This is a genomic window from Frankia gtarii (assembly GCF_025403375.1).
Lineage (GTDB): Bacteria > Actinomycetota > Actinomycetes > Frankiales > Frankiaceae > Frankia > Frankia gtarii.
In genome coordinates, this window is record NZ_JAMPTM010000248.1 from 1 (window position 1) to 9712 (window position 9712).

General features: G+C 71.9%; 8 protein-coding genes and 1 pseudogene. 3 read left to right on the plus strand and 6 right to left on the minus strand.

Features of this window, described 5'->3' with window-relative positions:
- The first annotated feature begins 45 nt into the window (after nucleotides 1-45).
- From trxA to NBZ83_RS25640, 3 genes are all read left to right on the plus strand, one after another.
- Nucleotides 46-369, plus strand: a complete 324-nt coding sequence (gene trxA, locus NBZ83_RS25630) for a thioredoxin (RefSeq protein WP_044885652.1) — start codon at nucleotides 46-48, stop codon at nucleotides 367-369.
- Nucleotides 370-749: 380 nt separating this feature from the next.
- A complete protein-coding gene (locus NBZ83_RS25635; protein WP_261567081.1) occupies nucleotides 750-2054 on the plus strand; it encodes an N-acetylmuramoyl-L-alanine amidase in 1305 nt (434 codons plus the stop codon).
- Nucleotides 2055-2288: 234 nt separating this feature from the next.
- Nucleotides 2289-2927, plus strand: a complete 639-nt coding sequence (locus tag NBZ83_RS25640; protein ID WP_261567080.1) for a GNAT family N-acetyltransferase — start codon at nucleotides 2289-2291, stop codon at nucleotides 2925-2927.
- An 89-nt stretch (nucleotides 2928-3016) separates the two neighbouring features.
- Here NBZ83_RS25640 and NBZ83_RS25645 read toward each other — a convergent pair whose 3' ends face one another.
- The 6 genes and pseudogenes from NBZ83_RS25645 to NBZ83_RS25670 all read right to left on the minus strand — a co-directional run.
- Entirely contained in the window at nucleotides 3017-4051 is a 1035-nt protein-coding gene (locus tag NBZ83_RS25645) for a ParB/RepB/Spo0J family partition protein (protein ID WP_261567079.1), read from the minus strand.
- Nucleotides 4048-4818, minus strand: a complete 771-nt coding sequence (locus NBZ83_RS25650; RefSeq protein WP_498041077.1) for a ParA family protein — start codon at nucleotides 4816-4818, stop codon at nucleotides 4048-4050. The genes NBZ83_RS25645 and NBZ83_RS25650 overlap by 4 nt, the downstream gene beginning before the upstream one ends.
- Before the next feature lie 187 nt (nucleotides 4819-5005).
- Entirely contained in the window at nucleotides 5006-5830 is an 825-nt protein-coding gene (gene rsmG / locus NBZ83_RS25655; RefSeq protein ID WP_261575956.1) for a 16S rRNA (guanine(527)-N(7))-methyltransferase RsmG, read from the minus strand.
- A 286-nt stretch (nucleotides 5831-6116) separates the two neighbouring features.
- On the minus strand, nucleotides 6117-8333 hold the full coding sequence (locus tag NBZ83_RS25660; protein WP_261575957.1) for a hypothetical protein: 2217 nt from the start codon (nucleotides 8331-8333) through the stop codon (nucleotides 6117-6119).
- A gap of 162 nt (nucleotides 8334-8495) precedes the next feature.
- A complete protein-coding gene (locus NBZ83_RS25665) occupies nucleotides 8496-9053 on the minus strand; it encodes a Jag family protein (protein ID WP_261567075.1) in 558 nt (185 codons plus the stop codon).
- 118 nt (nucleotides 9054-9171) lie between these two features.
- Nucleotides 9172-9712: pseudogene (locus NBZ83_RS25670) on the minus strand (membrane protein insertase YidC); the annotation flags it as partial.

Sequence of the window (9712 nt, forward strand, 5' to 3'; positions counted from 1 at the left end):
GGCATCGCCCCCACCCCACCACCGCATCCAGCAGGGAGAACAGCCATGGCAGGCACCACCCCCGTGACCGACAGCACCTTCACCGCCGAGGTCCTACAGAGCGACGTACCGGTCCTGGTGGACTTCTGGGCCGAGTGGTGCGGCCCGTGCAAGATGGTCGGGCCGGTCCTTGAGGAGATCGCCAAGGAGCACGGCGAGAAGCTGCGGATCGTCAAGCTGAACATCGACGAGAACCCGGAGACGGCGCGGAACTACCAGATCATGTCGATCCCGACCATGGCGGTCTTCGTCAAGGGCGAGGTGGACAAGAGCATCGTCGGCGCGAAGCCGAAGGCTGCCCTGCTGCGCGACCTCTCGCCCTACATCTGATCGTTCCCCGCGACAACTGATCCTCCCCGACGGCCACGCGGCGCTCACCCTCGCGGGTGGGCGCGGCAGCGGCCGCCGCCTACGGCCCGCCGAGCGTCCCTGCCGGCGGGCCGTAGGCGTATCCCGGGACCCGCCGCCGCCTGCGGCTCGCCTCGAGGCCGGCCGCCAGGATGGGATGCCCTACCACAGCGCAGACAGGTCGGTCACGCAGGGTCAATAGCGGAGGATCCCGCTCGCGATCGGTCGGACCACGCGGGCATGCCCTAGGCTTGAGATTCAGCAATCGGCAGTCGGGAAACAGTTCGTCGACGCGGCGGTCCCGACCACCGGGTTCCGCCGGGGAACACGTTGGGGGCAGGCAAGCTGAAAGGTACACGTTCGTGAAGCTGTTGCGGCTGGGAGACCAAGGTTCCGCCGTCGCCGAGGTTCGGGCGGCCCTGACCTATCTAGGTTTTCTCCCCGCGACCCCCCGCCAAAGCGGGGAACGGGGCAATGTCGCGCCGCCCGGAACACGTCCCGGGGAGTCGATGGGGACTGAGCTGCCCCCGCCGGCCGCTACCGCCCCGCCCATCCCCGCAGTGCCAGCCATCCCGGCGGTGCCAGCTGCGGACGGCGCACCCGGCCCGGCTGCGGCGTCGGGGGGTGCCGCGGCCGGGCCGCCCGACCGGTTCGACCCCGACCTCGACAACGCGCTGCGGGCATTCCAGCAAAGCCGGGGCCTCTCCGTCGATGGGATACTTGGTCCGGACACCGCACGGGCGCTCGAGGAGGCCCGCCACAATCTCGGCGACAGGTTGCTCTATTTGAGCGCCGCGCACCCCTTCGTCGGGGACGACGTGGCGGCGTTGCAGGAGCGCCTGTTCAACATGGGATTCGACATCGGCCGAACCGACGGCATCTTCGGCCCGCGGACGGAGAGCGCGGTGCGCGACTTCCAGCGCAACCGCGGCCTGGATCCCGACGGCCGCTGCGGTCCGCGGACGCTGCGCGAGCTCAAGCGGCTGCGCCGCACCGTGACCGGTGGCCGTCCCGACGTGCTGCGCGAGTCGGTCCGCCTGCTCGCCCGCGGCACCTCGCTGCTCGGGGTGGTCGTCGCCCTCGATCCCGGGCACGGCGGCGACGACCTCGGCATCGTCAGTGGCGGCCTGTGCGAGCGGGACATCATGGCCGATCTCGCCGCCAGGCTCACCACCCGCCTGCTCGACTCCGGCCTGGAATCCCACCTCATCCACGGCCCGGACGAATCGCCGAACGAGTCCGAACGCGCCGCCCGCGCGAACGAGCTCGAGGCCGACCTCCTGATCTCGCTGCACGCGGACGGCAGCACATCCCGTCACGCGCGGGGAGTCTCGGCCTACTACTACGGCAACGCCCGTGGATCCTCGGCCGTCGGTGAGCGATTCGCCCAGCTTGTCCAGCGTGAGATCGTTTCCCGCACCGACATGCCGGACTGCCGCACGCACCCGAAGGTCTGGGATCTGCTCCGCCGCACTCGGATGCCGACGGTCCGGCTCGATCTCGGCTATCTGACCAACGATCAAGACGCGCGCGCACTCGGTTCGACCGAGTTCCGCGCCGCGGTCGCCGAGGCGGTCCTCGCGGCGACGCAGCGGCTGTTCCTCCCCCCGGAGATGGACGCCCCGACGGGACAGCTCCACGTCCCGCGGCTCGCCGGTCGCGCCTGACGGCCCCGCAGGTCCAACCAGCACCCGCGCCACACCGGCGAACGCGGCGAGACGCGGCGAAGCGAGGCCGCCCACAGCAGCCCGGCGCGCACGGGAGAGTGGTTTCACGTGAAACGGGTGCGGTGCGTCGGAGGTCGATCCAGGCCGGTCAGCCTAGGCTGAGTCCAAACGGCCGCGATTCACCCCACCGGGGTGGACGGCGGCCCGGTGGCCGACCGCGGGAGTGCCCTTTCGATGAGCCGTCGCATCGCGAACATCACCCTGGACAACATTGACGACCTGCCGCTGCCCTGTCGCCGCTGCGTGTTCTGGGAGCTCGATCCGGTCGCGCGCAGTCGCGCGGAGGAGACCGGAGCCACCGACCTCGAGAAGGAGGCCTGGGTCTCTGCGGCGCTACTTGAATGGGGAAGCTGCGGAAAGATCGTCTACGTTGACAACGTCCCGGCTGGATTCATCATGTTCGCGCCGCCCGCGTACGTGCCCCGCTCGGTCGCCTTCCCCACCAGCCCGGTGTCACCGGACGCGGTCCTGTTGATGACCGCGCTCATCGTGGAGGAGTTCGCGGGCCAGGGCCTCGGTCGCGTCCTCATCCAGTCCATCACCAAGGAAATCCTGCGCCGGGGGTTCAAGGCGGTGGAGGCGTTCGGTGATCTGCAGAACTCCAGCGCCCGGTGCGTGGTGCCCGCCGACTACCTGCTGGCCGTCGGCTTCAAGACGGTGCGCCCCCACCACCGGTGGCCCCGGCTACGTCTCGAGGTGAAGAACACGGTGAGCTGGCGTGAGGACGTCGAGGTTGCGCTCGAACGACTGCTCGGCTCGATGACTCCCGAGGGAGTGCTCCGCAAGGTCGGCCAAGCGAGCAATCCCGCCTGACACCAGCCGGGACGCCTCGCCCCCGCGTCCCAGGCTGGTCAGGCCGCCCGCCCCTCCCCCGGGGAAGGATCCCTGGATCGGCCGGCGGGCTAATGTGGCGAGACGGCGTCCGGCGCGGTCGCGGGGGACATCACCGCGACGATCCGCTCCAGGTCCTCGATGGAGCCGAACTCAACCGTGATCTTCCCCTTGTTACGCCCCATATCCACCTTCACTCGCGTCTCGAAGCGGTCCGAGAGCTGGTCGGCGAGTCGCGACAGGGTCGGCGGGGCCGAGCGGGGGCCACGTGGGGCCCGCTTGCGCGGCGTGTCCTCGTCCAGCGCGACAATCTCCTCGACAGCCCGAACGGACAGCCCCTCCGCGACGATGCGGGTGGCGAGCCGATCCTGAGCCTCGGCGTCGCGCAGCGAGAGCAGCGCCCGCGCATGCCCCGCCGAGAGCACGCCGGCCGCAACCCGCCGCTGCACCGCGGGCGACAGCCCGAGCAGGCGGATGGTGTTGGTGACGTGCGAGCGGGACCGGCCGAGTCGGCCGGCGAGCTCCTCATGGGTCGCCCCGAAGTCCTTGAGTAGCTGCTCATACGCCGCCGCCTCCTCAAGCGGGTTGAGCTGCTGTCGGTGCAGGTTCTCCAGCAGAGCGTCGCGCAGCATGGCGTCGTCGGCGGTCTCCCGCACGATCGCGGGGATGCGGGTCAGGTCGGCCAGCTGGGATGCCCGCCAGCGCCGTTCGCCCATCACAAGCTCGTACTGCTCCGGCCCCACCTGGCGTACGACGACCGGCTGGAGCAGGCCGACCTCGCGCAGGCTCGCGGCCAGCTCCTCCAGCGCATCCTCGTCGAAGTGCGTCCGGGGCTGGCGCGGATTCGGCACGATCGACCCAACCGCCAGTTCACGGAAGGTCGCCCCCTGCACGGGCAACGGGCCGCTGCGCTCGCCGATGCGCTCGCCGTTGCGCAGGCCGAAGGCGCCGAGGTGACCGCCGCCGCCGTCGGCATAGCCAGCGGGTTCGGCATAGCCGGCGGGGTCGGCCGCGAAACGATCGGCGCCGGGCTCCTCGTCGGGCGGGGGGGCGACGGGTATGAGGGCTCCGAGCCCACGCCCCAACCCGCTGCGGCGCGCGCTCATACATCCGCTCCGTTCGGCTCGAAGCCCCGCTCGGCAAGCTCACGGGCCGCCGCCAGGTAGGACAGGGAGCCTCGGGAGGTCGGGTCGTAGGTCAGCGCCGACTGCCCGTAGCTCGGGGCCTCCGCGAGCCGGACGTTGCGGGGGATCGTGGTGCCCAGCACTCGATCCCCGAAGTGCTCCTTGACCTCGTGGACGACCTGGTCGGCCAGCCTGGTGCGTGAGTCGTACATGGTCAGCAGAATCGTCGACAGGCGCAGGTCCTGGTTCAGGTGGGCCTGGACGAGCTCCACATTGCGCAGCAGCATGCCGAGGCCCTCCAGCGCGTAGTACTCGCACTGAATCGGGATCAACAGCTCCCGCGCCGCCACCAGAGCATTGACGGTCAGCAGACCGAGCGACGGGGGACAGTCGATGAGGACGTAGTCGACCTCCCGCTTCATGCTCTGGATGGCCCGGTGCAACCGATTCTCCCGCGCCACGAGCGAGACGAGCTCGATCTCGGCACCGGCCAGATCGATCGTCGCAGGGGCACAGAACAGTTCCGGCGCCTCGGTCGAGGCGACGATGACCTCGTCGAGCGGTCGGTCACCGAGGAGCACCTCGTAGATGGACGGGACACCGGAATGGTGGTCGACGCCAAGCGCCGTCGACGCGTTACCCTGCGGATCGAGGTCGATCACCAGGACTCGGATGCCGTGCGAGGCCAGGGCCGCGGCCAGATTGACCGTCGTCGTCGTCTTGCCCACGCCGCCCTTCTGGTTGGCCACCGAGATGATGCGCCGCCGAGCGGGCCGGGGGAATGGTTGTCGTCGTTCTGCCGCCAAAGCTTCCACTGCTGCTGCCGCCGCCGCTCCGATCGGGGTCGACCGGTCAAGCGGATCCAGCGGAGGGATGACGGAGTCGTAACCCCGATGGCCCCCGCCCGCGGAACCGCTTCGGCCCGTCGACGCTGTTTCACGTGGAACGAGACTGCCCACGCGTCGGCTGGTCACGATCGACCTCCCGTGATCGCCGTGAGTCCCGCGCCGTTCGTCTGACCTGTCTGCCATCGTGCCGCTCACCGTCGCCGCGCCCTTTCCTGCCTTCGGCCCGGGAAGGCTGGGATGACCGCACGGCTCGGAGGACCCGGGTGGGTTCATCCACCCGCCCCTCTCCGCACACCACGACATCCACCGGATGCCACCCCTGGGTTCCGAGACTGCCGCGCGCGTCCTGCAATTCCTCCAGGATCCGCGAACCGCGCATCGCCAGCATGACACCACCCGGTTGCAGCATCGGAAGGAGGATTGCACCCAGCCGCTCGAGCGGGGCGACCGCGCGTGCGACGGCTACCCCGAATCTACGACCCTCCGGGCCGATTCCGGCATCCGGCGCGCGGCCACGCAGGACGGAAACCTGGCCTTCCAGACCCACGGCGGCCACAACCTCCTGAAGAAAGCGGCAGCGTCGTTCCATCGGTTCGAGCAGCACGACCCGCACGTCCGGGCGGGCGAGGGCGAGGGGGATCCCCGGCAGACCGGCGCCGCTGCCCACGTCAACGGCATCAGCACCCGCGGGGACGACCTCGGCGAGGACCCCGCAGTTGAGCACGTGCCGCTCCCAGAGCCGGTCCGTCTCCCGGGGACCGATCAGCCCGCGCTCCACCCCGGCGGTCGCCAGCAGTTCGGTGAAGCGGGCCGCCGCCGCGAGCCGCGGACCGAACAGCTCGGCCGCCGCCGGCGGCACCGACGGCGACTGACCGGCTGGGCGCACCGGGCCCGAGGCGTCAGAGTCGGTCATCGCACACCCGCCCGGGCCGGCCCGGAGGTGCCATTCCCGTCACTGCCGAAGGCTGCCTCGACGGCAACGGGTAGGCCGGGCCGACTGGATCCCGTCCACGGCAACAGCTCGGGTGGGCCGCCGCCGGGCGACGTGAACCGGACGGGACAGGACGAGGAAGAGAGAGGATCGCACACCCGACAAGCATCCCCGCTGTGCCCGACGGGGCATGCGCCGCGGTGCCCGACGGATCCCGCCGGTCCGAGTCGGCCGCCCCTCGAGGCCGGTTCGGGGGCCAAGCGGCGGTTCAGTGGTAGGCGACGATGACCCGCCGAGGCGGCCGAGCGGCCGGGGCACAACGGTCGTAGCGGGTCAGCACTCCGGTCAGCTGGAAATTCCAGTCCTGGGTCGCGCACCAGCCGGCCCCGTGCAGCGAGGCGAGCTGGCCAGCCAGATCCGACCGCTCGATGTCGAAGACGAAGACGAGCAGATGCCCGGGTGGGACCGGGCGGTGCGCGAGCTGACGTACCAGAGCGGGTCTGGTGCCGCCGAAGAAGACGGTGTCCCGCCGGGCGATCCGGGCCGGCGTACCACCCCCTCGGGCCACGGCCACCCGGGTACCGGCCATCCGAGTGCCGGCCGCCAGGTCCGTCGGCCGGTGACCATCGACGGCACTCGCCCCGTCGACCACGAGACCACCGGTGCCGCCGACGGCTCCGCGCGGCGCGGGCACCGTCACCAGCGACCCGGCGGCGGACGTCTCGTCGGCGGACGTCTCGTCGGCGGCCGCCGTTCCCCCAGCGCCGCCCGGCCGGGAACGCTGCTCCCTCCCGGAGCTGGGCCGAAGATCGGCGGGATCGCGCGGTCCGTCATCGCTGGCCTCCATCGCATAGAGCCAGCCCGGCCGGGCGAGTCGACCGCCGACCGCGACGACGTCTCCCGGCCGAGCCACCCGGCGGGTGACGAGAGTCGCGTCGACCATCAGGTTCAGGCCGCGCAGCCGATCCCGGTGCTCCCACAGCGGTCGACTGCCCGACAGGGACGTCTGCGCAAGCAGGGCACCACAGCTGGTGATCGCGATGATCGCGGCGATGGGAAGCGCGACCGCGGCGCGGGCCCGGCCGAGCCGCGAGCCCGCGAGCGGGGACACGCGGGCCGGCCCGGCCAGCGCTGGCGGCGGGGTCGCCGGAGAGGCCGCGGGAGCCGGGACCACCGTCTCGGGAAGGGCGGATCCGCCGTCACCTTCTGTCATCGACCCCGACGAAAACTCGGAGAGTGATAGGGCTATTACAGATCCCGGCATAGGCGGGGTAGGGAGAGTAGCCTTGGGGCGCTCAGCGGCCCGCTGGGGCCCGCCGCGGGGCAGGCGGTCGTACACCGTCGACAGAAGGAATCGGATCGCCCGCTCGGCGCCCACCATCACCACAACAACGAGCAGTGGCACCACGTACAGGTTGGTCCGGGTCGGTCCGAACGGCCAGTAACGCGCGGCGCTCGCGCCGAGCATCATCAGCTCCGCACCGCCGAGCGCGGCAAGCAGAGCCCGGCCCTGCCGGTGGCGGGCGAGCGCCACGACACCGATTCCCCCGGCCACGGCGACGGCGATCCCGATGAGGACCGCCGGCGCCGAGCCCAACGGGCCCGCGGGCACCGTGCCGTGGATGAGGCTCGGGTCGAACCGGTCGATTCCCGGCGGCGAGCCGGTGACGGTGACGCGGATCTGCTCGGCGACGAACCGCAGTGCCGCCCACGGCCCGCGGCCGGCGAGGAACTGCCGATCCCAGTAGTCGCCGTTGCGCTGGCTGGACTGGTGGGCGACGAAACCGACTGTGTGCGCGGCGCTGAGGGCGATCGCGGGAAGGCACTCGACCAGCCGCCACCGCCGCGCCGGACCGCGCCACAGGTCGACCGCCGCCAGCGGGAGCACCACGAAGATCCCCGGCACGGCGGCGAGCGCCAGCGCACCCGCCGCCGTTCGCCGGGCCAGGCGGCCGCGGTCAAGTCCACGAACGGCGCCGGCGGCCGGAACCTCGCCGGGCGGCCCGAGCGGATCCGCGGTCCAGACCCCGACGATGCACACCGCGGCGAGCGCCTCCACCGTGTACGGCTTGAGCTGGGTGGCAAGATCGAGAAACGTCGTGTTGAGGCACAGCCAGCAGGCGGCGAGCACCGCAGCACCCGTGCCCGCGAAGCGGCGGGTGAGCACGACGATCGCGGCCCCGAGCAACGGCAGCGCCACGTAGCCTGGCAGGCGCAGCGACCAGGCGTGCCAGCCGAACACCTCGCCGGTGAGCCGGGTGATCCCGAGCCAGCCGGACGCGGACGGCGTGTTGGCAACCGTCAGCTCCGACCAGAACGACGCCAGCGGCTCGCTGACGAAGTGCGCCCGCCAGATCTCGTCGTACCAGAGGGGTCTGGTCAGGTAGGCGTGCAGCAGGCACAGCACGCCGGACAGGCCGACCGCGACCGCGCCGGCCGCCAGCGCCGTGGACCGCCTAGGCCGACGACGGCCCGCAGGCGGCACGGCATCCCCCGATCACCAGCGGCGGTCACCGCCGCACCTCCAGCCCGAATCTAGCGGCTGCCATCAGGGCACAACGCAGGGGAGGTCGTTATGCCCGGCTGACGCGGTCCACGCGCAACGCGCCGGCTTCAGACGCCGATGGGTGGCCAGCCCGGGACTGGGTCAGCCGAGCAGGATGACGACCCGCCGGCTCGGCTCCTCACCTTCGGATTCGCTGTGGACGCCGTCGATCTCGGCGATCGCATCGTGGACGACCTTGCGCTCGAACGGGGTCATCGGGGCGAGCGTCTCGGGCTTGCCGCGTTCGACCGCACGCTCCGCCGCCGCCACCGCGACCTGACGGAGCTCAATCCGACGTCGCGCCCGGTGACCGCCGACGTCGAGCATGAGGCGGCTGCGAGTACCCGTCTTCTGCAGGACTGCCAGCCTGGTCAGCTCCTGCAGCGCCTCGAGAGCCTCGCCACCGGTTCCGATCAGCTTGTCCAGCTTCTCGCCGACCACCGCGACGACGGCCCGGCCGCCCTCGACATCGAGATCGAGATCGCCGTCCATATCGACGATGTCGAGCAGGCCCTCGATGTAGTCAGCGGCGATTTCCCCCTCCTGCTCGAGGTCGACGAGTCGCCGCTCCTGCGGGCTGAGCCCGGTCTCCTCCGGGGAGCCTTCCTCGTCGGAGACTCCAGCTCCATCCACAGCCAGGTCAGGTGCCGAACCGGTCATCAGCGCTTCTCCAGGGGAACAGGGGGCGGCGGAGCAGAGATTACGGGATACCTCCGCACGGCGACGAAATCAGGGGGACCGGCGAGTTCGCCGGCCGGTCGGGGAGGGGCTCCCCGGGTCAACGCCGCCCGCCGGGCCGCTTGCCCTTGCCTCGCCGCTTGGCGGGGCGGGAACCACCGACCTGGCGGCGGACACCGGCGGGAACCGGAGCGGGGCGGGCCGCCGCGCCGTCACCCGTCGCGGGCACGGCGGCCGGCTCGGCGCCGCTGCCGGCGGCCTGCGCGGCGCCCTTGCCCGGCGAGTTCTTCCGGCCACCCGACGAGGACTTGCCCGCGGCCGTGGGCCGCGCCGCGGTGGGGGCCGCGGCGTCCTCGGCTTCCCCGACCGAACCCGGGCCAGGCAGGGCATCCGGCTGGGAGCTCTTCGCCGGCCCGGCAGCGCGGGCGGCGGACGCGCCGCTACGGGACCGGGTCCCGGGCGGGGCCGTCGACGAGCCGCGCCCAGCCTTCGTCGCGCCGCCCTTGGCCGCGCCACCCTTCGCCGCGGTCGAACCACCGCCCGACGCGGCCACCGCCCCGGCATCGGAGTCGCTGCTCTTGGCCAGGCTCGGGCCGCCCGCAGCAGCCGGCCGAGGGCGGTTCCTGGACTTGGCACCGGCC